General features: G+C 52.0%; 22 protein-coding genes and 1 tRNA gene. 10 read left to right on the top strand and 13 right to left on the bottom strand.

The genetic code is table 11. From position 1 onward, the window contains the following. Positions 1 to 23: 23 nt before the first annotated feature. The 7 genes from ggt to UNDKW_RS03185 all read right to left on the bottom strand — a co-directional run bounded on the left by ggt (position 24) and on the right by UNDKW_RS03185 (position 7,260). Positions 24 to 1,769, bottom strand: coding sequence for a gamma-glutamyltransferase (gene ggt, locus UNDKW_RS03155; RefSeq protein ID WP_162057539.1), 1,746 nt, complete (start codon positions 1,767 to 1,769; stop codon positions 24 to 26). Between the two features lie 136 nt (positions 1,770 to 1,905). Then, positions 1,906 to 2,493, bottom strand: a complete 588-nt coding sequence (locus UNDKW_RS03160; RefSeq protein ID WP_162057540.1) for a 50S ribosomal protein L25/general stress protein Ctc — start codon at positions 2,491 to 2,493, stop codon at positions 1,906 to 1,908. Between the two features lie 115 nt (positions 2,494 to 2,608). After that, positions 2,609 to 3,571, bottom strand: coding sequence for a ribose-phosphate pyrophosphokinase (locus UNDKW_RS03165; RefSeq protein ID WP_162039708.1), 963 nt, complete (start codon positions 3,569 to 3,571; stop codon positions 2,609 to 2,611). A 122-nt stretch (positions 3,572 to 3,693) separates the two neighbouring features. Beyond that, a tRNA-Gln gene (locus UNDKW_RS03170) sits at positions 3,694 to 3,770 on the bottom strand. 32 nt (positions 3,771 to 3,802) lie between these two features. Beyond that, positions 3,803 to 4,687, bottom strand: coding sequence for a 4-(cytidine 5'-diphospho)-2-C-methyl-D-erythritol kinase (gene ispE / locus UNDKW_RS03175; protein ID WP_370529075.1), 885 nt, complete (start codon positions 4,685 to 4,687; stop codon positions 3,803 to 3,805). Next, positions 4,687 to 5,310: a lipoprotein insertase outer membrane protein LolB gene (gene lolB, locus UNDKW_RS03180; protein ID WP_162057542.1), complete on the bottom strand. Its 624-nt coding sequence runs from the start codon at positions 5,308 to 5,310 to the stop codon at positions 4,687 to 4,689. Before lolB ends, ispE begins: the two co-directional genes overlap by 1 nt. Positions 5,311 to 5,442: 132 nt before the next feature. After that, positions 5,443 to 7,260: a lipopolysaccharide assembly protein LapB gene (locus UNDKW_RS03185; RefSeq protein ID WP_162057543.1), complete on the bottom strand. Its 1,818-nt coding sequence runs from the start codon at positions 7,258 to 7,260 to the stop codon at positions 5,443 to 5,445. Positions 7,261 to 7,424: 164 nt separating this feature from the next. Between UNDKW_RS03185 and mutM the strand changes: the two genes are divergently transcribed. The 6 genes from mutM to UNDKW_RS03215 all read left to right on the top strand — a co-directional run bounded on the left by mutM (position 7,425) and on the right by UNDKW_RS03215 (position 14,996). Continuing rightward, entirely contained in the window at positions 7,425 to 8,246 is an 822-nt protein-coding gene (mutM, locus tag UNDKW_RS03190; RefSeq protein ID WP_162057544.1) for a bifunctional DNA-formamidopyrimidine glycosylase/DNA-(apurinic or apyrimidinic site) lyase, read from the top strand. A gap of 102 nt (positions 8,247 to 8,348) precedes the next feature. After that, entirely contained in the window at positions 8,349 to 10,286 is a 1,938-nt protein-coding gene (locus UNDKW_RS03195) for a dynamin family protein (RefSeq protein ID WP_174247562.1), read from the top strand. Positions 10,287 to 10,290: 4 nt separating this feature from the next. Continuing rightward, positions 10,291 to 11,472 (top strand): A/G-specific adenine glycosylase, encoded by a 1,182-nt coding sequence (gene mutY / locus UNDKW_RS03200; RefSeq protein ID WP_162057545.1) that lies wholly within the window; start codon positions 10,291 to 10,293, stop codon positions 11,470 to 11,472. A gap of 58 nt (positions 11,473 to 11,530) precedes the next feature. Continuing rightward, on the top strand, positions 11,531 to 13,006 hold the full coding sequence (locus UNDKW_RS03205; protein WP_162057546.1) for an alpha/beta hydrolase: 1,476 nt from the start codon (positions 11,531 to 11,533) through the stop codon (positions 13,004 to 13,006). Further along, positions 13,003 to 13,833 (top strand): ATP-binding cassette domain-containing protein, encoded by an 831-nt coding sequence (locus UNDKW_RS03210; RefSeq protein WP_162057547.1) that lies wholly within the window; start codon positions 13,003 to 13,005, stop codon positions 13,831 to 13,833. Before UNDKW_RS03205 ends, UNDKW_RS03210 begins: the two co-directional genes overlap by 4 nt. After that, positions 13,833 to 14,996 carry an ABC transporter permease gene (locus UNDKW_RS03215; RefSeq protein ID WP_162057548.1) on the top strand — a complete coding sequence of 388 codons (1,164 nt, stop codon included), beginning with the start codon at positions 13,833 to 13,835 and terminating at the stop codon, positions 14,994 to 14,996. Before UNDKW_RS03210 ends, UNDKW_RS03215 begins: the two co-directional genes overlap by 1 nt. Positions 14,997 to 15,113: 117 nt before the next feature. Here UNDKW_RS03215 and UNDKW_RS03220 read toward each other — a convergent pair whose 3' ends face one another. Then, positions 15,114 to 17,315: a DUF4214 domain-containing protein gene (locus UNDKW_RS03220; RefSeq protein ID WP_162057549.1), complete on the bottom strand. Its 2,202-nt coding sequence runs from the start codon at positions 17,313 to 17,315 to the stop codon at positions 15,114 to 15,116. A gap of 130 nt (positions 17,316 to 17,445) precedes the next feature. Here UNDKW_RS03220 and UNDKW_RS03225 point away from each other — a divergent pair, with 130 nt between their 5' ends. Both UNDKW_RS03225 and UNDKW_RS03230 read left to right on the top strand, forming a co-directional pair. After that, complete coding sequence (locus UNDKW_RS03225) at positions 17,446 to 18,006, top strand: DNA-3-methyladenine glycosylase I (protein WP_162057550.1); 561 nt, start codon at positions 17,446 to 17,448, stop codon at positions 18,004 to 18,006. A gap of 107 nt (positions 18,007 to 18,113) precedes the next feature. Beyond that, on the top strand, positions 18,114 to 18,566 hold the full coding sequence (locus UNDKW_RS03230) for a DUF4124 domain-containing protein (protein ID WP_162057551.1): 453 nt from the start codon (positions 18,114 to 18,116) through the stop codon (positions 18,564 to 18,566). 69 nt (positions 18,567 to 18,635) lie between these two features. On the opposite strand, the gene UNDKW_RS03235 is transcribed toward UNDKW_RS03230, so the two are convergent. The 4 genes from UNDKW_RS03235 to UNDKW_RS03250 all read right to left on the bottom strand — a co-directional run bounded on the left by UNDKW_RS03235 (position 18,636) and on the right by UNDKW_RS03250 (position 22,904). Further along, a complete protein-coding gene (locus tag UNDKW_RS03235) occupies positions 18,636 to 19,517 on the bottom strand; it encodes a proteasome-type protease (RefSeq protein ID WP_162057552.1) in 882 nt (293 codons plus the stop codon). Positions 19,518 to 19,681: 164 nt separating this feature from the next. Then, positions 19,682 to 20,488 (bottom strand): transglutaminase family protein, encoded by an 807-nt coding sequence (locus UNDKW_RS03240; protein ID WP_162057553.1) that lies wholly within the window; start codon positions 20,486 to 20,488, stop codon positions 19,682 to 19,684. A 10-nt stretch (positions 20,489 to 20,498) separates the two neighbouring features. Next, a complete protein-coding gene (locus UNDKW_RS03245) occupies positions 20,499 to 21,449 on the bottom strand; it encodes an alpha-E domain-containing protein (protein WP_162057554.1) in 951 nt (316 codons plus the stop codon). A 15-nt stretch (positions 21,450 to 21,464) separates the two neighbouring features. Continuing rightward, positions 21,465 to 22,904, bottom strand: a complete 1,440-nt coding sequence (locus tag UNDKW_RS03250; protein ID WP_162057555.1) for a circularly permuted type 2 ATP-grasp protein — start codon at positions 22,902 to 22,904, stop codon at positions 21,465 to 21,467. Positions 22,905 to 23,112: 208 nt separating this feature from the next. Between UNDKW_RS03250 and UNDKW_RS03255 the strand changes: the two genes are divergently transcribed. Continuing rightward, positions 23,113 to 23,529 (top strand): hypothetical protein, encoded by a 417-nt coding sequence (locus UNDKW_RS03255; protein ID WP_162057556.1) that lies wholly within the window; start codon positions 23,113 to 23,115, stop codon positions 23,527 to 23,529. Between the two features lie 131 nt (positions 23,530 to 23,660). On the opposite strand, the gene UNDKW_RS03260 is transcribed toward UNDKW_RS03255, so the two are convergent. Continuing rightward, on the bottom strand, positions 23,661 to 24,614 hold the full coding sequence (locus UNDKW_RS03260) for an IS30 family transposase (RefSeq protein WP_162057557.1): 954 nt from the start codon (positions 24,612 to 24,614) through the stop codon (positions 23,661 to 23,663). Between the two features lie 102 nt (positions 24,615 to 24,716). On the opposite strand from UNDKW_RS03260, the gene UNDKW_RS03265 reads away from it, so the two are divergent. Further along, positions 24,717 to 25,016, top strand: coding sequence for a hypothetical protein (locus UNDKW_RS03265; RefSeq protein WP_162057558.1), 300 nt, complete (start codon positions 24,717 to 24,719; stop codon positions 25,014 to 25,016). The last annotated feature ends 78 nt before the right edge of the window (positions 25,017 to 25,094 follow it).

The following is a 25,094-nucleotide window of genomic DNA, read 5'->3' on the forward strand; positions in this document are numbered from 1 at the left end:
TAGGCAGGGCGGGCCATTAAAACTCAAAACCCCAGCGCAGCACCATCCGGATTGCGCGGGTCTGAATACCCGGCAAAGCCTTGTGGGACTATCTGTATGGTCTGGGTCTTACCTAGAGTGGCAGCGGGGCGCAATACCTGGCCTTTTTGCTCCAGCAGGCGCAGCGTGTCCATGCTGATGCCTTTTTCAAAGCGCAACTGGTCTGGCATCCATTGTTGGTGTATGCGCGGCGAGATGGTGGCTTCGGCCACGTTCATGTCATGGTCAATGACATTCAATATGGTTTGCAGTGTCGTCGTGATAATGCGGCTGCCACCTGGGCTGCCGGTGACCAGGAAGGGTTTGCCGTCCTTGAGTACTATCGTCGGCGACATCGAGCTTAAAGGCCGCTTCCATCCCTGTACAGCGTTGGCATCACCACCCAGCAAGCCAAAGGCATTTGGTACGCCTGCCTTGACCGAGAAATCATCCATCTCATTATTCAGGACGATGCCGGTTCCCGTGGCAACGATGCCGCTGCCAAAGTTCAGGTTCAGGGTGTAAGTGGTGGCGACGATGTTGCCGAATTTGTCGGCCACGCTGTAATGCGTGGTCTGGTCGCTTTCGTAGGGCAGGGGCTTGCCGGGTTTGATTTCGGCAGAAGGCGTGGCGCGGTCTGGCTGTATTTTCTTGACCAGTTCATCCGCATAAGCGCGTGAAGTCAGGCCCTTGAGCGGCACCTTGTAATAATCAGGGTCACCCAAAAATTCTGAGCGGTCAGCATAGGCCAGTTTCATGACTTCGCTGAGCTGATGCAGGGTCTGTGCACTGTTGGCACCTTGCTCTTTCAGGGGATAGTGTTCCAGCATGTTCAGCATTTGTATGATGTGTACACCGCCAGAACTGGGTGGCGGCATCGAAACCACCTCATAGCCACGATAATTACCACGCACGGGTATGCGCTCCACTGCCTTGTAATTCTTCAGGTCACTGGCCGAGATCAGGCCTTCATGCTGCTGCATTTCAGCGACGATTTTTTTTGCGACCACACCTTCATAAAATGCAGCCGGGCCTTGCTCGGCAATCAGACGCAGCGATTGTGCCAGGTCTTTTTGCAGCAAGCGCTCTCCAGCCAGCATGGGCTTGCCATCCTTGAAAAAGATCGCACGGCTGGCTGACCATTTGCCGAGCTGATTTTTGCTGGAGTCGATGAGTTCAGCCAGATGCGGGCTGATCTCAAAGCCCTGCTCAGCCAGGCGTATCGCCGGGGCGATGACATCCTTCCATTTCATGCTGCCATATTTGCGCAAGGCCAGGTCCATGCCTGCCACCGTGCCGGGTATGCCAACTGCCAGATGGCTATACAGGGATTTGCCGGAGATGACATTGCCCTTGGCATCCAGGTACATGTCACGGCTGGCTTTTTCTGGAGCCAGTTCACGAAAATCCAGCGCGACATCCTTGCCAGATTTGCTGTCATGAATAATCATGAAGCCGCCACCACCAATATTGCCTGCGTTTGGTAGCACCACAGCCAGCGCGAAACCGACTGCCACTGCAGCATCCACCGCATTGCCACCACGCTTGAGGATATCGAGGCCAACCTGGCTTGCCAGCGCCTGTTCAGTCGCCACCATGCCAGACTGTGCATACACCGGGCTGATGATAGGGTAGCTGGTATCGTATTTGATGCCTGCAGCCAGTTGCGCCTGGCTGGCGGGGCTGACTACGGCGAAACACAGGGGGACGAGCACGCTCAGATATAACTTGCGGGAGGAAGGCGAGGGCATGCGTATGACTCCAGAAATCATTGATAGCAGAAATAGTAATACCAATTCCCGTATTTCGCATAAACAAAGTTTCGCGCGAGCCCAAATAAAAAAAGCCGCCCGAAGGCGGCTTTCATCTAATCTGCATCAATGCAAATTATTTTGCTTCAGCTTCTGCAGAAGTTGCGCCAGCTGGCACAACAGCGATAGCAACAGTAGCGTCACCACCGTGTACAACAGCTGTCACGCCTTTTGGCAATGTCAGTTGAGATACGTGGATGGATTGACCGGCTTCCAGTTTGGACAGGTCAACTTCAACGAATTCTGGCAGATCTGCTGGCAAGCAGGAAACGTCCAGTTCAACAGCAACGTGGCTGATCACTGCAGAAGACAGTTTCACAGCTGGGGATACGTCAGCGTTGACGAAATGCAGAGGCACTTTAACGTGGATTTTTTGGTTAGGATCTACGCGTTGGAAATCAGCGTGCAAAACCAGTTGTTTGTAGGCGTGGACCTGGAAGTCGCGCAACAATACTTTTTCTGATTTGCCATCTACTTCCAGGTCCAGAATGGAAGAGTGGAATGCTTCTTTTTTCAATGCATGGTACAGCGCATTGTGATCCAGAGTGATGGATACTGGGGCTTCTGTACCACCGTAGATGATGCCAGGTGTTTGGCCAGCATTGCGCAGGCGGCGGCTCGCTCCGGTCCCCTGTTCTTTGCGTGCAAATGCGATTACTTTCATGGTGTTACTCCAAAAAATGCAAACCGTTTATGCGGTTTTGCGGTGTTGAACCCCCGCGACCAGGGGTCCAGAAAATAGCCCTGCCATCATGGAGATGGCAGGGCCGGAAAATAGTTTAGTCCGTGAACAGGGAAATGACCGACTCGCCCTTGGTGATGCGGCGGAAAGTCTCTGCCAGCAGGCTGTCGCAAGACAATTGACGTATCTTGGAGCAGGCACGGGCAGCTTCTGTCAGCGGGATAGTGTCTGTCACGACCAGTTCATCCAATGGCGATTGCGAAATACGTTGTATCGCAGGGCCGGACAAGACTGGGTGAGTACAGTAAGCCAATACTTTCTTGGCACCACGTTCCTTCAATACTTCAGCGGCTTTGGTCAGTGTACCGGCAGTATCGACCATGTCATCCATGATGACGCAGTTACGGCCTTCAACTTCACCAATGATGTTCATGACTTCAGAGACATTCGCTTTAGGACGGCGTTTGTCGATGATGGCCAGGTCACAACCCAGGCGTTTTGCCAAGGCACGGGCACGTACCACGCCGCCCACGTCAGGAGACACTACCAGCAGGTCTTCGTAATTCTTGGCGACCAGGTCACCCAGCAAAATTGGTGAGGCGTAAATATTATCAACAGGGATATCAAAGAAACCCTGGATTTGATCAGCATGCAAGTCCATGATCAGCACGCGATCTACACCGGCTTCTTCCAGCATGTTGGCAACCACCTTGGCAGAGATCGCCACGCGCGCAGAGCGGGGGCGACGATCCTGACGGGCATAACCAAAATAAGGGATGGCAGCAGTGATACGACCGGCAGAAGCACGTTTCAGTGCATCAACCATCAACATGATTTCCATCAGGTTGTCGTTGGTGGGTGCACAAGTGGATTGCAGAACGAATACATCTTTACCGCGCACGTTTTCGTTGATCTCGACCATGACTTCGCCGTCAGAGAATTTGGAAACATCTGCCTTGCCGAGGGGGATGCCGAGTTGTTTGGCAACACCGGCAGCCAGTGCAGGATTGGCGTTGCCAGTGAAAACCATCATGTTGTCATTTGCGCGCGCATTTGCCATGGCTGGGACCTATCGGCTGAGATTTTGTGGGTCTGGCTTATTTTGCATGGGTTTTATACAAAAATGGCCGCTGATAAAACTGAAAAAGCCGCCGCACAATCTATGCGGCGGCTTTAATTTAATGGCAGGGGAAGAAGGATTCGAACCTTCGCATGCCGGAATCAAAATCCGGTGCCTTAACCAGCTTGGCGACTCCCCTACACAACCGTTTGCCTGTTTCCAAGTTCGCCGCTATTTTAGCGTTAAACTGGCTTCAAGCCAAATATTTTTCGATCCCAATTTCTGCGCCATCGGGTGGCTACTCAGTGCTTTTGCTTTCCATGATGTCCAGCGATCTGGCACTTGCTTTAACACTGTGTCTGCTGCCGTCTCGTCGGCAAAGGCACAAAAAACACAAGCTCCTGATCCTGTCATCTTTGCATCGCCGTATTGTGAGAGCCATTGTATGGCTGCATCAACTTGCGGAAACAATGCGCAGGCAACTGTTTGCAGATCGTTTTTCCAATTATGTTTTGCATCACTGGAAAAGTCCGCTATTCTGACGGGATTTGTGCCCCTTGTCAACTCCTTTGCCGAAAAAATTGCAGGCGTGGGGACTTGTACGCCCGGTTCCAGCACCACAAACCAGACGTCCGGTGTGTGCAAAACCTGCAATTCTTCCCCGACTCCCTCTGCGAAGGCATTTGTCCCGAACAGAAAGAAGGGGACATCAGCACCCAGTTGCAGGGCCAGTTTCGTCAACTCATCGCGCTGTACGCCGGTTTGCCATAAATGATTGAGTGCCAGCAGGGTAGTGGCTGCGTCGGATGAGCCGCCACCCAGGCCTCCACCCATGGGCAGGTTCTTGCGTAGTGTCAGATTGGCACCCAATTTACTGCCGGTATGGCTCTGCAATAATCTTGCTGCACGCACGATCAGGTCACTGTCCGCAGGGACGCCCTCTATCTCATTAGTTCTGCATATCTGGCCATCGGCGCGCACTTCGACATCCAGGTAATCGCAACGGTCAATCAGCTGGAAGGCGGTTTGCAGCAAGTGATAACCATCTGCCCGGCGGCCTGTCACATGTAAAAACAGATTGAGCTTGGCGGGGGCCGGGCAATTGTCCAGTCGCATTATTTCCATTCATTCACCACAATGCGGATAGAAACATCGCCAGCCTGCTCGGTATATCTTTGCAAGTCTATGCGTTTCGGGAAGCTCGGTTGTTCATGCCAGCTGACATAGCGCAGTTTCCAGCCCTGGGTATTGACGGTCTGGTCTTCTGCTTTCACCGCGACCAATTGCTTGCCGTCGATGGCGACAAAGCCTTGCAGCCAGTCGCGCAAACCTGCGACTGGCAAAGACCAGCCCAGGGTATCTTGCAATAACTGATCAAGGTCGCTGGCAGTGCGCGGGGCCTTGCCGTTTAGCTCCAGTGTTGCCCCCTGCGCATTCTGCGTGATGCGCGCCATGATCTGGTCGAGTTGTGACAGCAGGGTGATGCGTATGCCTTGAGCATCCTGCTCCCATTCAAAGCCACCGGGCAGGCTTTGCGGCTTGTCCGCCTGCTGGTACTGGATGGATATCTTGCCGCTGATTTGTATCTGCTGCTGATATTGCCGGGTGCTGGCAGTTGCGGTACTGACTACAGTTGCCGCCGGTGCTTGCGTCTGGCTGTTCAGGCTGGCACAGCCAGTGCTGAATAAGGTGCAAAAAAGAGCTGAAGCGAGCAGGCTAAATCGGGTATTTGATGGCATGTTTGCTGTGTTGGTTGTGCGTATGTTCGGGTACAAATGACAAGGCGGACATTGTCTGTCCGCCGCTGTGCTGCCATATCAGAACTCAGATGTACTCAGATGTATAAACCATGAGTTCCCATAGTTTTCATATCAAGGTTTGACTTTCAATCTTTCCAGCGTGGATTTCAGGGTCTGGTTTTCCGGGTCTTTTTTCAGGGCATCGCGCCAGATTTTTTTTGCATCATCTTTCTGTCCCATGGTCCACAAGACTTCACCCAGATGCACTCCTATCTCGGCATCAGGGCGCATCTGATAGGCGCGGCGCAGGGCTTGTTCTGCTTCGTCATACTTGGCCAGCCTGAACTTGACCCAGCCCAGGCTATCGAGGATGAAAGGATCATCCGGTGCCAGCTGGTTGGCTTTTTCTATCAGAGTATTGGCTTCGTCCAGTTGCACATTGCGGTCAGCAAAAGAGTAACCCAGAGCATTGTAGGCATGCTGGCTGGTGGGTGCCAGTTCTATGACCTTACGCAATGAGGCTTCCATGCTGCTGATGTCTTTTTGTGACTCGGCCAGCATGGCAAAGTCATACAGCAAGTCAGGATTATTCGGCGTCTGCTTAATGCCTTGTTCCAGCACTGCCCTGGCCTGATCCGGCAGGTTTGCGTCACGCAATAGCTGCGCTTCGGTCTGTATCAGCTGGATTTGCTCGGTTTCATTACTGGTCTTGATTTGCTGTATGAAGGCGCGTGCTTCCAGCAGCCTGCCCTCCTTGGCCAGCAAGAAGCCACGGCGTATCTGTACATTGAACCAGGCAGGATTGCGGCCATCATAAGAATCCACCTGCGCCAGCCAGTCTTGCGCGGCTTTGTAATCCTTGCGCTCAGCCGCTATGCGCGAGAGATTGACCAGGGCTGTGGTCGGGTCGCGCTCTTCGCCGGTCTTACCTTCGAGTGACTGCAGATAACGCAGAAAATAAGCCTCGGCTTTTTGCGGCTGGTTACGCTCCATCGCCAGTACACCCAGGGTGTAGATGGCACTGATATCATCAGGTTTGTCGCGTGCGATGATTTCAAATTCGCGGTTGGCCTGATCCAGCTGTTTCAGGTCTATCAGTATGCTGGCATAGGCCAGGCGCACGTCGCGGGCACTGGGGTTTTTTACCAGGAAAGCCGATAAGGCCTTGGCAGCATCTTCTTGTGAAGATGCCTGGGCAACGGTGAGCACCGCCAGTTGAGAATCTGGCCTGGCTTTCAGTACTTGTTGTGCCTCACTGACGGCGAGCTTGTTGTCACCCTTGACATAGGCACCTTGTGCCAGTGCCATGTGGGCATCAGGACTGTCTTTATATGGTTGCAGCAGGGTGGTCAGTGTATTGTATGCACCATTCTTGTCCCGGGCACGCGACAACAGCCGCTGCACCTGCAACATCATCACGCCCAGTTGTTTGGGATCAGATGACTTCAGTTTTTCGGTATAGACAGACTGGATTTCAGCGAGATTATTATTCATCACCATGAAGCCCAGGTAATACTGGGTAGCTTCATTTGAGTTCGGTGCCAGTTCGCGCCACAGGCGCACAGCCTGCAGCGCTTCGCCTGATTGTTTGGCGGCCAGCGCGATTTCTGCCGCCCGTTTGGCTATACGCGGATCGCGGGTTTGTTCTGCCACCGAGTACAGGATGACATAGGCGCTTTGCCAACTGCCACGCTGGAAGGCGATCTCTGCGGTGACGATCTTGTAGAATAATTCCTCGGTCAGCTTGACTTCAGGCAAGGGGTCTTCATAGACCGGTGCACTGGCTACGCCGTTCAGGGTTTTTTCTGCAGACAGGGCTGCCTGTGCCGCATCGCTGACATGATGCGTGTCCTCAGCAGCTGTGCCTTGTTTGCCTACGCTGGCACATCCGCTGATCAGTGCTGCACTTAATAATAGTGCGGCAGGCCGCCACAGCGTGGTAGCCGACATGGATGATATTGCGGATACAATAGGGTTAAATATAAGAGTAGGCAGTGTTTTCAAAACGAATCCGGATTTGACGTTGATGACTGATTTTACGCTGAAGCAGCGCAACTGTGGGTTTCACTGCGTATATACACTGTGTCAGATTGTAATGGTAAAAGTTCCCTCCCATGCCAGAATTACCTGAAGTAGAAGTGACCCGCCGTGGCGTAGAGCCGCACCTGACTGGCAAGCAGGTCACCGACGTCATCATGCGCCGTGCTGGCTTGCGCTGGCCTTTTCCCACCAACTTGCCTGCCTTGCTGATGGGCAGGCGTATTCTGGCGACCGGGCGCAGGGGCAAGTACCTGTTATTGCATTTTGAGCATGGCACCCTGCTCATCCATTTGGGTATGTCTGGGCATTTGCGCGTGCTGGATAAAAATCTACCCCCGGCAAAGCATGATCATATTGATATTGTCGTAGGCGAGTTTGCCTTGCGCATGACAGACCCACGCCGTTTTGGCGCTGTGCTTTGGCATGATGCGGCCGATGGTGATCTGGAAGAGCATTTGCTGATACGCCAGTTGGGCGTAGAGCCGCTGGAAGCCGGATTTAATCCAGAATTATTATATAAATTAACAAGAAACCGTAGTGCCCCCATCAAGCAAGTCTTGCTGGCCGGGGATATTGTGGTCGGTGTTGGTAATATTTATGCATCAGAAAGCCTGTTCCGGGCGGGCATCAATCCTAAAACTCAGGCTGGACGCATCAGCCTTAAGCGCTATACTTTACTGGAAGCGGCCATACGGGCGACCTTGGCGGCAGCGATTGAGGCAGGTGGCAGCACTCTTAAAGATTTCATGGGCGTGGATGGGCAAAGCGGGTATTTTCAGCAATCTTACTTTGTGTATGACCGCACTGGCGAACCCTGCCGCGTTTGCGGCGAAGCCGTCAGACAGATAAAACAAGGACAACGCAGCAGCTTTTATTGTGCAAAATGTCAGAAATAAACCCACAAATCTGGCTGAAATGTAAGCAAAATTCGATTTACGCGTATTTTTTTAACGCTTCCATATATACTTGGAATATCAAAAAAGTTAACTGAGGGGAACATGAGCAATCTGGTTCAGAAATTCCAGGAGTACAGCGACTGGCGCAAAGGAGTGGTCAAAGCGCTGGAGCAGTACCGGTCATGGATACATGGATCGGATATGGCCGATGCCGCCAGTGATCAGCGTATTGCACGTCTGATGGAGCGTCTGGTTGACGACAAACTGTCCATCGCCTTTGTTGCTGAATTTTCACGCGGCAAGTCCGAACTGATCAATGCCATCTTCTTTGCAGACTATGGCCAGCGTATATTGCCGTCATCTGCCGGTCGCACCACCATGTGCCCTACCGAGCTTTTGTATGACGACACCATCCCGCCCTGCATACGCCTGCTGCCTATAGAAACCCGTGCCGAAGCGCAATCGACCAGTGAATACAAGGGCCAAAGCCATGTATGGACGGTCTTGCCGCTGAACATCAGCTCTGGCGACGGCATGCTGGAAGCCTTCAAGCAAGTCAGCCTGACCAAGAAGGTCAGCATAGACGTGGCCAAACAATATGGCCTGTTTGATGAAAACGACCCCGATGCACCGCTGGAAGTCGATGAAGATGGCCTGGTAGAGATTTCCCAATGGCGTCATGCCATTATCAACTTCCCTCATCCTTTGTTGAAGGAAGGCCTGATCATCGTCGATACGCCTGGCCTGAATGCGATTGGTACCGAGCCTGAACTGACACTGAACCTGATACCGAATGCGCATGCAGTCTTGTTCATCCTTGCCGCCGACACTGGTGTGACCAAGAGCGATATCGATGTCTGGCGCAATAATATCGGCAATGGCCCTGGCCGCATGGTCGTCCTGAACAAGATAGACAGCATGTGGGATGAGTTGCGTACGCCTGAAGAAGTCGAAGCGCAGATCGTCCGCCAGGTCAGCACGGTTGCGCATACGCTGGGGCTGGAAGAAAAGCAGATTTTCCCTATCTCTGCACAAAAAGGCCTGGTTGCCAAAATCAATAAAGATGCGCCTTTGCTGGCCAGGAGCCGCCTGCCTACGCTGGAATATGCTTTGTCCAAGGAATTGATACCGGCCAAGCAAAACATCATCCGCGCCCAGATGACTTCAGAAATCAATGAAATCATCCATGCGCAACAGGCCGTTATTTCTGCCCGCAGCCGCAGCATGGTTGAGCAGATGATGGAATTGAAGAGCCTGCGCGGCAAGAATATGAACGTCATCGAACACATGATGAAGCGTATCGATGCCGAGAAAAAAGAATTCGACGCCAGCCTCTTGCGCATGCAGGGCACGCGCTCGGTGTTTACCCGTTTATCGACTGAGGTATATACCAGCCTGGGCATGGACATCTTGCGCGAAGAAATCCGCAAATCACGGGAAGCCATGGAGAAGAGCAAGTTCTCGGTAGGCCTGCGTGATTCGGTCAAGCAGTTCTTTTCTCAGGTTAAACTGAACCTGCAGACATCGAATAAAAAGACCGATGAGATTTCGGAAATGATGACGGTCATGTACCGCAAGTTTTCGACTGAACATGGTCTGGCCTTGTCGTCACCCATGTCATTCTCTCTGGATAAATACATCAAGGAAGTCGAAGCGATTGAAGGCGTGTATCAAAAGCAGTTCAGCACAGCCACTTTGCTGACCACACCGCAAGTTGTGTTGATGCACAAGTTCTTTGATTCTGTCGCTGCCCGCGTCAAGCAAAGCTTTTTGCAAGCCAACCGCGATGTCGAAGCCTGGCAAAAAGTCGTCATGGCACCGCTGGAAGCACAGATACGTGAGCATAAAGGGCAGTTGAAAAACCGCATGCAATCGATACAGCGCATCCATGTGGCAACCGACAGCCTGGAAGACAAGATATCGTCGTTTGAAAGCTTGCAGGCCGATATCGATGCGCAGAAAAAAGCGCTGACCGATCTCGAAGATACCCTGCGGGCCGCATTGACTGCAGAACTGACGACGCTCAGGGTGGCTGCCTGAAATAATGAAGTCTACAGCATCACGCAGCAAGGCTGACCCCGCGGGTCAGCCTGCCTCATCCCCGCGATTTGCCCCATACGTCGATCCCAGTTTTTCTGCAGCGCTCATCACCTGGCAAAAACAGCATGGCCGCCACGGCTTGCCCTGGCAGCGAAGCCATGAGGCTTATCGCGTCTGGCTGTCTGAAATCATGCTGCAGCAAACGCAGGTCACGGCAGTTATACCGTATTACAAACGCTTCCTGGAAACTTTTCCTACCGTGTTTGACCTGGCCGCCGCACCGGCCGGACAAGTCATGGAACACTGGGCCGGCCTTGGTTATTATACCCGCGCCCGTAACCTGCATCAGTGCGCCAAACAGGTGGTGGATAAATACCTGGGCAAGTTCCCGGCTGACCCTGCCTTGTTGCAAGAATTGCCAGGCATAGGCCGCTCAACGGCCGCTGCGATCACGGCATTTTCTTATGGCACGGTGGCCGCAATTCTGGATGGCAACGTCAAGCGGGTATTTGCCCGTGTGTTTGGCATAGATGGTTATCCCGGCACTAAACCCGTTGAAGACAATATGTGGCTGCGCGCCCAGGCTTTATTGCCCGCGCAAGACATAGGCGCTTATACGCAGGGCCTGATGGACCTGGGGGCTACGGTATGTACGCGCAGCAGCCCTAAATGCACGCTATGCCCTTTCCAGACACGCTGCGTGGCTTATGCGCAAGGCAGGACCGCAGAGCTGCCGGTACGCAAACCTAAAAAGGCGCAAAAAGAAAAACAGGCCATCATGCTGCTGGTGCAGGATGGTCCAGAAGTCTTGCTGGAGCGCAGGCCACCCACCGGCATCTGGGGTGGTTTGCTGTCGCTGCCAGAGCTGGCAGGCATGCAAGAATATAGCGGCGAGGATGATGCCTTTTCTGTCGATGCGCAAATGGCGACTGTGCGTGAGCGCGCCAGCCGTTTTGGTGACATCGCCAGCTTTCAGGTCTTGCCGGTTTTTGCCCATGTATTCACTCACTTCAAATTACATATCCTGCCAGTGCATGTACAACTCAAAAAACGTCACCTGCAAGTTGCAGAGGGCGAGCATGGCTGGCATCCGCTGAGTGAAGCAGTGCAACTGGGTTTGCCTGCACCTATCAAGACTTTGCTGACTAATCTTGGCACGCAAACTCAACTGCCATTTACTGATTGAGTAATTCCGCTTAGACTCCTGAAGTTGCTATTCAAGTAAGCAGTTTCAGGAGACCACTTTGAACAAAAGATTCATGCAGAGGCTCATGTCTGGCCTGGCGCTATGCAGTGCGGTGACTGCACATGCCAATGCCGCAGCCACTACTTCACCCACCAAGGCTTGCCGCCTGCCAGAATTTCCGCAAGAAGTGCAATGCGGTCAGGTGCAAAGACCCTTGAACCCGGCGCAACCGCAAGGCAAGCAGATCGATATCCACTATGTTGTGATCCCTTCGCAGGACAGGAATAAATTGCCGGATGCCGTCTTCCTGCTTGCTGGTGGCCCAGGCCAAAGTGCCATCAGCGTCGCCAGTTGGGCGACTACCCTGATGGCACGCCTGAACCGTCGCCGTGATCTGGTGTTTGTTGATCAGCGTGGCACCGGCCGCAGTGCGCCGCTGGAATGTCCTGAACTCGAAAAAGCCGAAGAAGTTTTATCGCCGGAACAAAGAGTCAAAGTCACCGACGACTGCATGCGCCAGTTGCAAACCTTGCCTTATGGCGAGCTGCAATACTTTGGCACCAGCATTGCCATGCAGGATCTGGAGGCGGTACGCCTGAAGCAAGGCTATGGCCGTATCAATGTCGTCGGTGCTTCATATGGCACGCGTGCCGGGCTTGAATACCTGCGCCAGTTCCCGCAATCCGTGCGCCGCATCGTGCTCGATGGCGTGGTACCACCCAGCATGCGCCTGGCCAGTGCCGATGCACAAAAAGCGCTGGATGCCTTGTTCAGGGATTGCAACAAAGAAGCCGCCTGCAATGCCAGCTACCCTGACCTGGAGAACCGCTGGAAAAAACTGCTGGCCAGCCAGCCGCAAAAAATCAGTATCACGCACCCACGCATGGGTACACCCATAAAGACCGAGATGACGCGTGACAGTTTGTTGGGCCTGGTCCATAAAACTCTGTACAGCCCCAATTCTTTATCCGCTTTACCCTATGCGCTGACGCAGGCGGAACAGGGCAATTATGCGCCGCTGGTGACCATGACAGGTGCTACCAATTTGCCTGGCCCCGGTGGTATTTCTTACGGCATGCATTTCTCGGTCTGGTGCGGTGAAGCTTTCGCACAGTCGGCAAGTTTGCCTGCCAATGATGATTTTGAAAAACTCGTGGCTGATCAATACACCCAGACTTGCAAAAAATGGCCGCGTAGCGAAATACCCGCAGACTTTTTCAAGGTGCCCGCCTCAGCTTCGCCCGCCCTGTTGCTCAGCGGTGGCCTTGATCCCGTCACGCCCACCAGGTATGGTGATGAAGTTGCCAAGGCGCTGGGCCCGAATGCCCGTCATGTCGTCATAGAAAATACTGGTCACGGTTTGTTGGCCCAAGGCTGCATACGCGATGTAGTACACCGTTTTTTAAATGCCAAAGAAGACAGCGAAGCCGTCAAGGTCGATACCACCTGCGTGCGCCAGATACCACGTGCGCTGGCCTGGCAGGCACCGGTGCCGCCCGCTGCCAGCAAAGCGGGCAAGGAGGCCAAGCCATGATTATCGTCAATGACTTGCACAAAGAATTTGTGCGCCTCGGCAAATCCTCAGGCAATGCTTTTGTCAATGCTGCACGCAGCCTGGGCTTGATGAAAAAAACCAGTGAAGTGGTGAAGGCTGTTGATGGCGTCAGCTTCAGCGCCAGCGATGGCTGCATTACCGGTTTGCTGGGTGCAAATGGCGCAGGCAAAACCACCACGCTGCGCATGATCGCCGCACTCTTGCAATCCGATGAAGGACAGATCATGGTCGATGGCACAGCTGTCAAGGCCGGTACTTCATCGACGCAGTCACACATGGGGGTTTTGTCAGATGCCCGTGGCCTCTATCCGCGCCTGACCGCAAGGGAAAATATCCATTACTATGGCCTGCTGCATGGCATGGACACTGCCCATGCAGAACAGCGCACCAGGCAGTTGTCGCAATGGCTGGATATGGACAAATTGCTGGACCGCCGCACCGATGGTTTCAGCCAGGGTGAACGTATGAAAACCGCGCTCGCAAGAGCTCTGGTGCATGATCCCAAGAACATCATTCTGGATGAACCCACCAACGGTCTGGACGTCGTCGCTACCCGCGCGCTGCGGGAATTTTTGCGCTTCCTGCGCTCGCCAGAAGGTGGTGGCAAGTGCATCATCTTTTCCACTCACATCATGCAAGAGGTAGAGCGCCTGTGCGACCAGGTTGTCATCGTTGCCCAGGGCAAGGACGTGGCGCATGGCACGGTAGAAGAATTGCTGGCGCAATCCGGTGAAGATAATTTTGAAGATGCCTTCGTCAAACTGGCATTCCTGCATCCGCAAAAATCCCTGACAGGAGTGAATTGATGAAAGCCACTTTAGCAATCCTGCGCAAGGAATTGCGTGATGCCTTGCGTGACCGCCGCACCCTGATGGTAGCCCTGATCAGCTCATTGCTGGGCGTGCCACTGATGCTGCTGATTTTTTCGGTCGTGCTGACCCAGGTTGAATCGCAGGAAGAAAAACGTACCGTCCTCGTCAAAGGTATAGAACATGCACATGGCCTGGAAAATTTCATCCTGCGTCAGGGTTATCAAATCAAGACCGCGCCTGATGATTATGCGGCCAAATCGCAAAGCAAGGAACTTGACCAGCCCGTCTTGCTGATCCCCGATGACTTTGATGAGAAGCTGGCATCAGGTGGCAGGGGTGTTCTGGAAATAGCCTTTGATACCTCAAACCGCCAGGCAGAATTTGGTGTACGTCCCCTGCGCCGTTTGCTGGATGGCTATTCGCAGGAACTGGCTACATTGGGGCTGGCCATGCGTGGCGTGTCGCTGGAATTACTGCAGCGCCTGGACATACGCGAACGTCACATCAAAAAACCGGAAGAACGCAAGGCCACCATCACCACCATGCTGCCCATGATGGTCTTGATGGCCATCGTCCTTGGTGGCATGTATGCCGCGATTGATACGACTGCTGGTGAACGCGAACGCGGTTCGCTCGAGCCATTGATGATGAACCCAGTCAGTGGCTGGCAACTGACTATAGGCAAATGGGGCGCGGTCGCGATTGTTGGTATGGGCGTGGTGGTGCTGACCATCTTCAGCTTCTTTCCTTCGCAATGGCTGATCCATAATGAAACCCTGCGTGCTGAATTCCAGTTCAATTTCAAGGATGCCATGGGCTTCTTACTGGTCTTGCTGCCGCTGGCCGCCAGCGTCGCCGCGATACAGATTGCTATTTCACTGGACTGCAAAAGCTATAAAGAAGCCCAGGTACGCAACCAGATGGTGACCATGTTTATCCCCTTTGTATCTCTGGTACCTATCCTGTTCCCTGGCCGCGAGCCTTCCTGGTTCCAGTGGGTGCCGGTGCTGTCACAAAACCAGATGATGAACCAGGTGTTGAAAGGTGAAACCCTGAGTGTCGTCGCAGTTGGCATCGCCTTTCTGGTGTGTGCCCTGATGAGCCTGGTCAGCCTGGCGTATATCTCACAAAAAATGCGCAGGGTGGTGATGCATTAAAACTGGCAGATCAGGTGACTGATCAAAGTTTCTGTTCATTCAGCAGGTCACACAGCCGACAACAAAAAAGCGCACAATGTGCGCTTTTTTGTTGTTCACTTCGTTTACTTCATTTGCTTACCTGGCTTGCATATTCGCCGATTTGAGCAATTTGATATTGCGCCATGGCTGCATGCTCTTGTCGCGGATAGGTGAACCTTCCAGCGGTGGTGGTGCAGGGCTGAAGCCTGCGGCTGGGCAGGACCCTGTGCTGGCATAGGTCAGCGCAGCAGACAGGCGTGATTCGCTTTGATTGCCCAGATCATGATTCAAGTCATCAGATACTTTGCACAAGGGTGAGAAACCATTCGTGAAGTCGCCCTGACCTGCTGCATTGACGCCAGCAAACTGAATCGCAAAGTAGGCTGTCTTGCAGTTATTGGTCTGGACGAAGCCATAAGGCTTGCCGCAGGTAGTATCACCAATCAAAATGACTTGCATGAAAGGTTTCAGACCATTGATGATGGATTCGCTGGCTGAGCAGGTACCACTGCCAGTCAGGATGAACACCCTTGGCAGGTTCAGTTGCGGCAAGAGACGGTTGTTGGTGTCCGTGTCATAGAAGTAAGAGACATTATCTGCTGTCAGGTCGGTATGCTTGTCGTTGAACTGCAATTGTTCAAACACTTTGTTAACAACCTTGGAACCGGCAATCATGGTCGATAATTCATTGGCGATATACAGGTAGCCACCGCCGTTGTAGCGCAGATCAAGTACCAGGTCATCAACACGTGCATTCTGGAACTTGCGCATCGCGGTTACCAAAGGTGCCTCTGCCGTGCGGATGTGATCTGTGAAGACCATATAGCCTATCTTCTTACCATTCACGTTCAGTATCTGGTCTAGCAGTACGGGGGCTGTTGTGACGGTGGTGGATGTCATGCTCACCAGGCGGCTGCTTGCTGCATTGGTATCCTGCACCCTGAAGCTATGGGTTTCGGTTTTAGATGGAAACAGGGCATCGTATTGTGCATTGCTCAACGAGCCGCCCAGGTCCGTGCTGTCAACACTGACCAGTGTCGTGCCGCGCTTCAACTGCGCAATGTCAGCGGGAGAGCCAGGTTGAACGTAGCGCACACGTATCTTGCTGCCTTCACGCACCAGGCTATAGCCATAACTGACATCTTCACCAGACTGGAAATAATCATCTATGCTGCCCTGTGCATCAGTGAAGCTGAACCTGTCCTTGGATTTGACAATCAGTGCGTCAAAGTAACTGGCGGGTGTGCTGTAGTTGGCGGCAGGTACATTGACGATATCGCGATACCACAGATAGACATCATCAAGGTGGGCGCGTACCCAGCTCTTTTCGCCATTCGGTGTACAGATATTCGCCAGGCTGTCGGGTGAACCATAGATGCCTGTCGTACCCGGGGCGATCAGTGAAGAGTTAATCGGGTTACCACTGACACCGATGAGGTCACGGGCAGCCGAGGTGGAGGTGCTGGTGACTGCGGCGGCAATCGCCATGGTCTTGGTGATATTGTCTTCCAGAGTCAGATAGCTCAGGCCCTGTTGTACCGCAAAATAATTGGCGATATCAAGTTTGTTGTTCAGCAGACTGGTGACCCAGCCCCAGGTGGCGTCATTTGCGTATTCGCGGGCCGATACCAGGATAGCCCTGACCATGCTGCCCTTGGGCGTGCCGTTTTTGAGCTGACTGGACCAGTAATCGATTTCTGCCGCATTTGGTGCAGTAGTGCCAGTGCGACCCAGCACATTTTTATAAATGATGCGGATGAAGTCGTCATTGCTCATGCCGCTGGAATACCCGGTCAGAGCAGGAGACTGTAGTGCAACCAGATAAAAACTTTCAGCAATTTGCGCTTCGGTCATGCCTGCCTGTACCTGGTCTATCCAGTAAGCCAGGCCATCAGCATCGGGCACGCGGTTAAAGAAGGCCACGTACAGGTCGATCAGATTGTTCAGACTGGTGACTGAAAGTGCTGCAGCCTTGTCGCCTATGCGCAGATTGACGCGAAAATCACTGAATTGCAGGGTCGTCGTCGTTACAGGTGCAGTGACAGGTGCCGTACCGCCGAGGGTATCGACAATCACATAAGTGGACCCTTGCCTTGTAATGGTATAGTTTTGGCGCTTACCAGTGAAGCTCAGGATATCGGCAGCGGTTGCTGCTTGTATGACTGGTGCCGGTGACAATGGTGGCACGGCGGCTGCCTGTTTGGCATCCTGGTTACTGCCACCACCACAGGCAGCGAGGATCAGGCTCACTGCTGACAAGGCGAACAGGTTTTTACCGCTGGACTTAAAACGCAACATGGTGATTCCACTATCTGATGACGAACGTCGATTCTAGAATAAATAGGTAGAATGTCAATTCGAATTGAAAAATTTTGTTAAAAACTTGCTTGCCCCCACATCATATATTACTCCACATGGTTTTGTACGTATGAAAACACGCTGCAATTGGGCTAACCCCTCTAACCCCCTGTACCTGCACTATCATGATCATGAATGGGGTGTGCCCTGTCATGATGAAGTGCGCCTGTTTGAAATGCTCAATCTTGAGGGCGCACAAGCCGGTCTCAGTTGGGAAACCATACTCAACAAGCGCGAAAATTATCGCCTGGCCTTTGATAACTGGGATGCCAAAAAAATCGCTGCCTATGATGATGAAAAAGTCGCCTCACTGCTGGCTAATGCCGGCATCGTCAGGAACCGTTTAAAAGTCGCTGCTGCGATTACCAATGCCAAGGCTTACCTGCGTTTGTGTGAAGAGCAAGGCAGCCTGGATGCTTATCTGTGGGCCTTTGTGAATGGCAAGCCCATCGTCAATAGCGGTGAACGTATTATTACGACAGAATTGTCGGACCGTATTTCCAAGGATCTGCTCAAGCGTGGCTTCAAATTTGTTGGCTCGACGATTATCTATGCGTATATGCAGGCAATAGGCATGGTGAATGACCATGCTGCTGATTGCGCCTGGCGCAAGACCAAAGGCAAGAAGTAAATTCTGATAAAAGAGTATCCAGTTTTGCGAGCGCTTGCCGGACGGGAGGTATTTGTGCCCTGGTACAAGCTCTGGTATCGTTCGTCATCAATTGAAAGTGTCAAAAAATGAAGCAAGCTATTCTTAAACCAGTCTTGTTCGCAACTTGCCTGAGTCTGATGATTACCGTCACCGCCAATGCAGAAATCTATAAGTGGGTTGATGCAAATGGCAAGACCCATTATTCCGAGAAAAAGGATGATGCGGGCAAAGCCAAAGTTGAAGAGGTAAAAGTCAATGCCGGTGAAGGTAAGGCTTCTGCCGCACCGAGCTGGCAAGAACAGGAAATAGAGTTTCGCAAACGGCAGGCAGAGAAGCAGGCAAAGCAAGCCAAAGAACCAGTGCTGAAGCCTAAAGAACCGTCGCCTTTTGTTCCCGGTAACGAGCCTGAAACCAATGAATCACGTTGTGCGATGGCTAAAGCGATTTTGAGTGGCAAGCTGGTTCATACTAACAATAACAAGACTGACGCAAACGACAAGGCAATTGCCGAGAGAGACGTGAGTACCTATTGTCGCTAGGGATTTATTCAAATAAGAACACAAAAAGCCCATGCAACTGGGTTTTCAGTTTTTGGTATGCAATAATACTTATGCCTGCCTGGTATTATTCGGCTGCTGCGCCAATGACTGTAAAGGTGATGGTGTCGTCGTCGCAATATCCCGCAACTCCGGCGGCACGGCAACCCTTACAGGCTTGCTGTGCATATTGGTGGCTGACAAGACATTGCCCTGAACTTCCGGGCTGGCATTCCAGACTGGGTCAGCGATACTTTCAAAGACAGACTTCAACTGCTGGCCCCAGGTATTTCGTATCATCTGGAAATACTGGTTCTTTTCATCTATCGTGACGAAATGGGTGACGGCCAGTTTATTGTTTTCATATACCAGCAAATCCAGCGGCAAACCAACAGACACGTTAGAACGCAGGGTAGAGTCCATCGAGATCAACGCGCACTTGGCTGCCTCGTCAAGCGGGGTCGCCGGGGTGACCACGCGATCGACAATGGGTTTGCCATACTTGGCTTCACCAATCTGGAAATAGGTATTTTCATTATGTGATTCGATGAAATTACCAGCAGAATAAATCTGGAACAGACGGCAACGCTCCCCCTTGATCTGGCCACCAAAGATCAGGCTGACGTTAAAGTCTATGCCAAACTCAGACAAGGATTTTGCATCGCGATGATATACCGTGCGCACGGCTTCACCCAGTATGCGGGCAGCCTCATACATATTCGCTGCAGTCCAGATACTGTTGCCATTGGCATCCACATGGTCAGACACCAGTTGACGTATGGATTGTGAAATCGACAAGTTACCAGCTGTCATCAGCACCATGGTGCGGTCGCCAGGGTTTTCAAACACCGACATCTTGCGGAAGGTGCCTACCTGATCAACACCTGCATTGGTGCGTGAGTCGGAGAGAAACACCAGCCCGGCGTCCAGGCGCATGCCAATACAGTAAGTCATAGTGCAGAGTTTTGATCCATAGAAACTAGAATTCTACCCGAAACCGGAGCATTGAAATACGCTTGTCACATTTGTATGCAATGCCTGTAACAATTGAACAGGGCCCAAATCATGGACACATTCGTGGACACGTTCATGGTCGTATGCATGAACGTATTCATACTTTATCGCGGCGTTACCTGCACCGTTACACTCAGGGTTTCCAGCCCGCCGCCACGGCGCACGCCGCGTACCGGCGCTGCTGAATCATAATCACGCCCTATAGCCAGGCGGCAATAGGAATCTGTCATCAAAACGGCATGCGTGGCATCCACGCTGACCCAGCCACTATAGTCGGCGTCTTCTACCCACACATCGACCCAGGCATGGCTGTCGGCATGACCAGTGGATTCCGGGTCAATATAACCAGAAACGTAGCGTGCCGGTATGCCACGGGCATGGCAGCAGGCCAGCATGATGTGGGCATGGTCCTGGCAGACGCCTCGGCCCAGCAACAGGGCATCGCTGGCACTGGTTGTGACGATGGTTGCACCAGTCTGGTACTCGACTGCACCACGAATGTGCGACGCCAGATTAAGCAGTGCAGCCGTGCTGGTCTTGCCGCTATCAGGCAAGTGCTTCTGCGCAAAGTCCATGATGACCGGCACGGGTTCTGTCAGCCTCGTAGGGACGGTAAATACCAATGGCGAAAAGGTGTCAGAGTCGGTGATGCGGCCTTGATAAGGTGTTGTCAGTTCGACTATTCCTTCGGCGATGATGGCAAGCTCGTGGTGCTGACCCGTAATGGTCAGGGTATGTGCCTGATTGCCATAGGCGTCGATATAGGCATGCCTTTGTCCGGAACTCTTGATCTGCCATGAAATCGCATGCTGGTGCAGCTCGGCACGCGGTGTCAGGCGCAATTGCTGTATGGTGTAGGTCACCGGGGCCGAATAACGGTAGATGGTCTCGTGACGTATAAAAAGTTGCATGATATTTTTCTCAAGCCGCCAGCGGCACCAGGAAATCGCGGCTGACGCGGTTACCCAGATCGAAAATATTTTCCAGGAAACGCGTCAGATTGTCATGCAAACCTTCTGCCAATATCTCTTCGATGCGGGCAAATTGCAATTCTGCATGCAGCTTACCAGCAAAACGCTCGGTGTCGGCAGACACATCATTACGCACTTCCTTGAGGTTGGCGACTACCTCATCCATGCAGGCCAGCAGTGAACGCGGCATGTCACCACGCAGCATCAGCAATTCTGCCACCCGCTCTGGCGTAATGACATCGCGATACACCTTGCGGTAAATTTCAAAACCGGAGACTGAACGCAGCAGCGCTGCCCAGTAATAGAAATCCCTTTGCAGGCTGTCATTGCCGCGCCCGCTTTCCTTGGCACCATGGAACTTCACATCCAGTATCCTTGCGGTATTGTCGGCGCGCTCTATGAAGGTACCCAGGCGTATGAAATGCACCGCCTCATCCTTGAGCATGGTGCCCAGCGTTACGCCACGTGACAGATGCGAGCGGTATTTGACCCATTCAAAAAACTGGCTGGGGTCGTTTTCCAGTATCGTGTCTGACAATCTTTCCTGCATGTCCAGCCAGGTGGCGTTCTGGGTTTCCCATACCTCGGTTGTCAGTGTGCCGCGTACTGCGCGGGCATTTTCACGCGCTTCCTTCAGGCAGGAGGCTATCGAGGATGGGTTCATCGGGTCCCTGACCATGAAGTCCAGCACATCCTTTTTCGTCAGCAAACCGTATTGATGGTCAAAGGCAGACTGCAATTCAGAGATGCCCAGCATGGCACGCCAGCCACGCTCAGCATCCTCAGCAGACTGTGGCAACATCGAAGTCTGGATATTCACATCCAGCATACGGGCAGTATTTTCTGCGCGCTCGGTATAGCGCGCCATCCAGAACAAATGATCAGCGGTACGGCTCAGCATGGTATTTCTCCTGATTTAATTTTCTAATATCCAGGTATCTTTGGTTCCGCCACCCTGTGAAGAATTCACCACCAGCGAACCTTCCTGCAAGGCCACCCGCGTCAAGCCGCCAGGCACCATGGAGATGGTTTTGCCAGACAAAACAAAGGGGCGCAAATCTATATGGCGCGGGGCGATGCCGCTTTCAACAAAGGTAGGGCAGGCTGACAATGCCAGCGTAGGCTGGGCGATATAACCATCAGGCTTGGCCAGCAAGCGCTGACGAAAATCTTCTATCTGTGCCTTGGTTGAAGCCGGGCCCACCAGCATGCCGTAACCACCGGCACCATGTACTTCCTTGACCACCAGATCGCCCAGATTTGCCAGGGTATAAGACAGGTCATCTGGTTTGCGGCACTGGTAAGTTGGCACGTTATTCAGGATCGGTTCTTCCGTCAGGTAAAACCTGACCATGTCCGGCACGAATGGGTAGATCGATTTATCATCCGCGACGCCCGTGCCTATCGCATTCGCCAGCGTTACGCGTCCAGCACGATACACCGACAGCAAGCCCGGCACACCCAGAGAAGAATCAGGCCGGAAAGCCAGCGGATCAAGAAAATCATCATCAATACGGCGGTAAATCACATCCACCCGTTTTGGCCCACGCGTGGTGCGCATGAAGACCGCATTGTCATTGACAAACAAGTCCTTGCCTTCTACCAGCTCAACACCCATCTGCTGAGCCAGGAAGGCATGTTCGAAATAAGCCGAGTTATACATGCCCGGCGTCATGACTACCACTGTAGGGTTATCCACCCCCATGGGCGCGACTGAACGCAGGTTATCCAGCAACATGTCAGGATAATGATCAACCGGCGCAATCTTGTTACGTGCAAACAGCTCAGGAAAAAGCCGCATCATCATCTTGCGGTCTTCCAGCATGTAAGACACACCAGACGGCACCCGCAAATTGTCTTCCAGTACGTAGAATTCACCCTCGCCAGCCCGCACAATATCCACACCCGCAATATGGGCATAAATATCAGAAGCGACTGAAATACCCTGCATTTCAGGCCGATATTGGGCATTTTTATAGATTTGCTCGGCAGGGATGATGCCCGCCTTGATGATATTCTGGTCGTGATAAATATCATGGATAAACATGTTCAGCGCCTGCACCCGTTGCGCCAGGCCCTTTTGCAACTGCGCCCACTCACCCGCATGGATAATGCGCGGGATGATGTCAAACGGGATCAACCGCTCAGTACCCGCATCGTCGCCATACACCGCAAAGGTAATGCCCACCCTCCGAAAACTCAGGTCAGCCTCGGCCCGCTTGCGTTTCAATCTCTCGGCAGGCTGCTGTGCCAGCCAGTTGCAAAACTCACGGTAATGTTCCCGCGTCAATTCTCCGCCCGCGCCACCATTTACAGCGGCATCGTAGGCATGCATTTCATTGAAAAACTTGGCCATGTTCTAGTCTCGTGGTTACGGTTCCAATACAGCATATCAAGAAACGTGCCAGATAACACTGTGGCTAACCGTAGCGTGGTTTTTTTGTTGCGATCAAGCGGTGACGTTTGCATGTGTCTTGCTTTCGCACGCTGGTAAGCTGGTTTAGCTGACAATAGTACAATACTTATTTTTATCATGGTTCAACCTATATACTGGGACAACAAACATGGGAACATACATTAGCGTAAGAGGCTGGATCGCATGTCATGAAGAGAGTGTTCCTCAAATCAAGGCAGTCATTTCATCTTTCATTGTCAGAGCAGAGGACTACGGATTTGACGCTGAGCTTGCCGAAATGTATAACCAGGGATGGGTGATTCCAGATACGCATATCAATTGGACGCATTATATTTTTTACGGTGCGGATATTCGCATTCAGCGTCTCGGCTACATACGAGATCAATTAAAAACGCTGTCGAAAGAAATAAAATATTCAGAAGACGAGATAAGTATCAATCTGACAGGGATATTTCACGCAGACCATGAAGATGGGACTGAGAGCTATGTCTGGAAATTAGCTGATGGTGAGTTTCATGAGGAAAAACAAATAATTGCACTGTCGCTTTATGGCGATCCTAGTTGAAAGAACGGAGATATTTACCTGTCCAGATATTTCATCGCGACTACAAATACTGAGCTCAATTAAGAAAATCATATTCAAATTCTTGCGTCTTTAAATAATAGGCGGATTCAAGCTCGAAGTGCAACCCTGTGTTAGTGCGATTGTATCTGAGCCATAAAAACTTCGTGCGGTGTTTTGTAGCCAAGACATTTTCTAGGTCGATGATTCAAGTAGTCCATAGCGTCAGTCATGTCTTGCGTTGTGATAGATTCAAAACACATTTTCTTCGGAAAAAACTGCCGTATTAAACCATTCATGTTTTCGTTAGCGCCGCGCTCCCAAGAGCAATAAGGATGGGCAAAGAAATACTGCACATTGAGGCTCTGAGCAATACGTTCATGCTGAGCAAATTCCTTACCATTGTCGGTCGTCAACGTATGCACTAATTCAGAAAAAGGCGCTAGCAAAGAGATAATGGTATCCGTCACCGCCTCAGCAGTTTTGCGGGTCACTTTTTCTAGCAAGGTGTAGCGCGATTTGCGCTCATTGAGCGTGACCAGCGCTTGCTGGTGATTCGCGCCGACAACAAGATCACCCTCCCAGTCTCCATAGCGCTTGAGCGTGTCCACAATCGCTGGGCGCTCTTCAATCGAAATCTGGTTGGGTATGGTGCCGCGTCGTTCACGATTTCCATAGCGCTTCTTGCGTATCTTCTGGCAGCGCAAGGTTTTGTGTAACGTGCCACCTCGTTGCTTGTCCGCATAGATTCGCCAATAAATGCTTTCGTGACTCACTCCAGGAAGAGCATTGGCACGGAGATAGCCGCTGATCTGTTCCGGGCTCCAATACGCTCTCAACCTGTCTTCTGCAAATGCCCATGTCTCAGCGGAAATAGTCACACCATTCTTTCTGGCTTGCTTGTCGAGACTGCGTTGTTGAGCCTGTTTTGGGCGGTATCCACGACCGCCACTATTGCGTTTGATCTCTCGACTGATCGTCGATCTGCTACGCCCCATCACCTCTGCTATCTCACTTTGCCTATGTCCTGCCTTCTTCAGTATATAAATCTGGTATCGTTCTTCTTGGGTAAGATGTGTGTATGTCATTTCGGGCAACTTTGACTTGGAGGTCTGGAAGTTCGGATGCTACCGCATCTTCCCATTTAAACCAATTTAGCTTCTGTTGCACTTCTTATTTGAACTCGCGATATGACTAATCAAAAGTGCCTTGATTTTATTAAATGGTTTGATGATGTGTTAAATGAGAAACCTGCAATGCTAGGCTCAGTTTCGGACATTTCAGCAATGTTTTATGTCGTGGATAACATAAAGCATATATTGTTGTTTGATGAGAGATTGCCGCAGCAATTGTCCTGGAATGAATTTCTGGTTGATAGAAAATTAGTTCAAGATATGAAGCCAATCCCGGTTGAAGAGAATTGGGATCTTGAAAGCTTCGTTAAACTAAGACATCAATATTTGAAATGGATAGAAGATTGGCGTGCTTAAAGTCGGTAAATATAGTGTACATGCCTGATGCATATTGCTGACCAGAGTACTGGTCGATACGATAGATAGCTTTGGCAG

Origin of the sequence: Undibacterium sp. KW1 (assembly GCF_009937955.1) — a bacterium.
Lineage (GTDB): Bacteria > Pseudomonadota > Gammaproteobacteria > Burkholderiales > Burkholderiaceae_D > Undibacterium.

Bases quoted from the DNA above. Each gene is read 5' to 3' on its own strand.
- ggt (WP_162057539.1), bottom strand. From the start codon at position 1,769: ATGCCCTCGCCTTCCTCCCGCAAGTTATATCTGAGCGTGCTCGTCCCC.
- UNDKW_RS03160 (WP_162057540.1), bottom strand. From the start codon at position 2,493: ATGAAAGTAATCGCATTTGCACGCAAAGAACAGGGGACCGGAGCGAGC.
- UNDKW_RS03165 (WP_162039708.1), bottom strand. From the start codon at position 3,571: ATGGCAAATGCGCGCGCAAATGACAACATGATGGTTTTCACTGGCAAC.
- ispE (WP_370529075.1), bottom strand. From the start codon at position 4,687: ATGCGACTGGACAATTGCCCGGCCCCCGCCAAGCTCAATCTGTTTTTA.
- lolB (WP_162057542.1), bottom strand. From the start codon at position 5,310: ATGCCATCAAATACCCGATTTAGCCTGCTCGCTTCAGCTCTTTTTTGC.
- UNDKW_RS03185 (WP_162057543.1), bottom strand. From the start codon at position 7,260: ATGTCGGCTACCACGCTGTGGCGGCCTGCCGCACTATTATTAAGTGCA.
- mutM (WP_162057544.1), top strand. From the start codon at position 7,425: ATGCCAGAATTACCTGAAGTAGAAGTGACCCGCCGTGGCGTAGAGCCG.
- UNDKW_RS03195 (WP_174247562.1), top strand. From the start codon at position 8,349: ATGAGCAATCTGGTTCAGAAATTCCAGGAGTACAGCGACTGGCGCAAA.
- mutY (WP_162057545.1), top strand. From the start codon at position 10,291: ATGAAGTCTACAGCATCACGCAGCAAGGCTGACCCCGCGGGTCAGCCT.
- UNDKW_RS03210 (WP_162057547.1), top strand. From the start codon at position 13,003: ATGATTATCGTCAATGACTTGCACAAAGAATTTGTGCGCCTCGGCAAA.
- UNDKW_RS03215 (WP_162057548.1), top strand. From the start codon at position 13,833: ATGAAAGCCACTTTAGCAATCCTGCGCAAGGAATTGCGTGATGCCTTG.
- UNDKW_RS03220 (WP_162057549.1), bottom strand. From the start codon at position 17,315: ATGTTGCGTTTTAAGTCCAGCGGTAAAAACCTGTTCGCCTTGTCAGCA.
- UNDKW_RS03225 (WP_162057550.1), top strand. From the start codon at position 17,446: ATGAAAACACGCTGCAATTGGGCTAACCCCTCTAACCCCCTGTACCTG.
- UNDKW_RS03230 (WP_162057551.1), top strand. From the start codon at position 18,114: ATGAAGCAAGCTATTCTTAAACCAGTCTTGTTCGCAACTTGCCTGAGT.
- UNDKW_RS03235 (WP_162057552.1), bottom strand. From the start codon at position 19,517: ATGACTTACTGTATTGGCATGCGCCTGGACGCCGGGCTGGTGTTTCTC.
- UNDKW_RS03240 (WP_162057553.1), bottom strand. From the start codon at position 20,488: ATGCAACTTTTTATACGTCACGAGACCATCTACCGTTATTCGGCCCCG.
- UNDKW_RS03245 (WP_162057554.1), bottom strand. From the start codon at position 21,449: ATGCTGAGCCGTACCGCTGATCATTTGTTCTGGATGGCGCGCTATACC.
- UNDKW_RS03250 (WP_162057555.1), bottom strand. From the start codon at position 22,904: ATGGCCAAGTTTTTCAATGAAATGCATGCCTACGATGCCGCTGTAAAT.
- UNDKW_RS03255 (WP_162057556.1), top strand. From the start codon at position 23,113: ATGGGAACATACATTAGCGTAAGAGGCTGGATCGCATGTCATGAAGAG.
- UNDKW_RS03260 (WP_162057557.1), bottom strand. From the start codon at position 24,614: ATGACATACACACATCTTACCCAAGAAGAACGATACCAGATTTATATA.
- UNDKW_RS03265 (WP_162057558.1), top strand. From the start codon at position 24,717: ATGACTAATCAAAAGTGCCTTGATTTTATTAAATGGTTTGATGATGTG.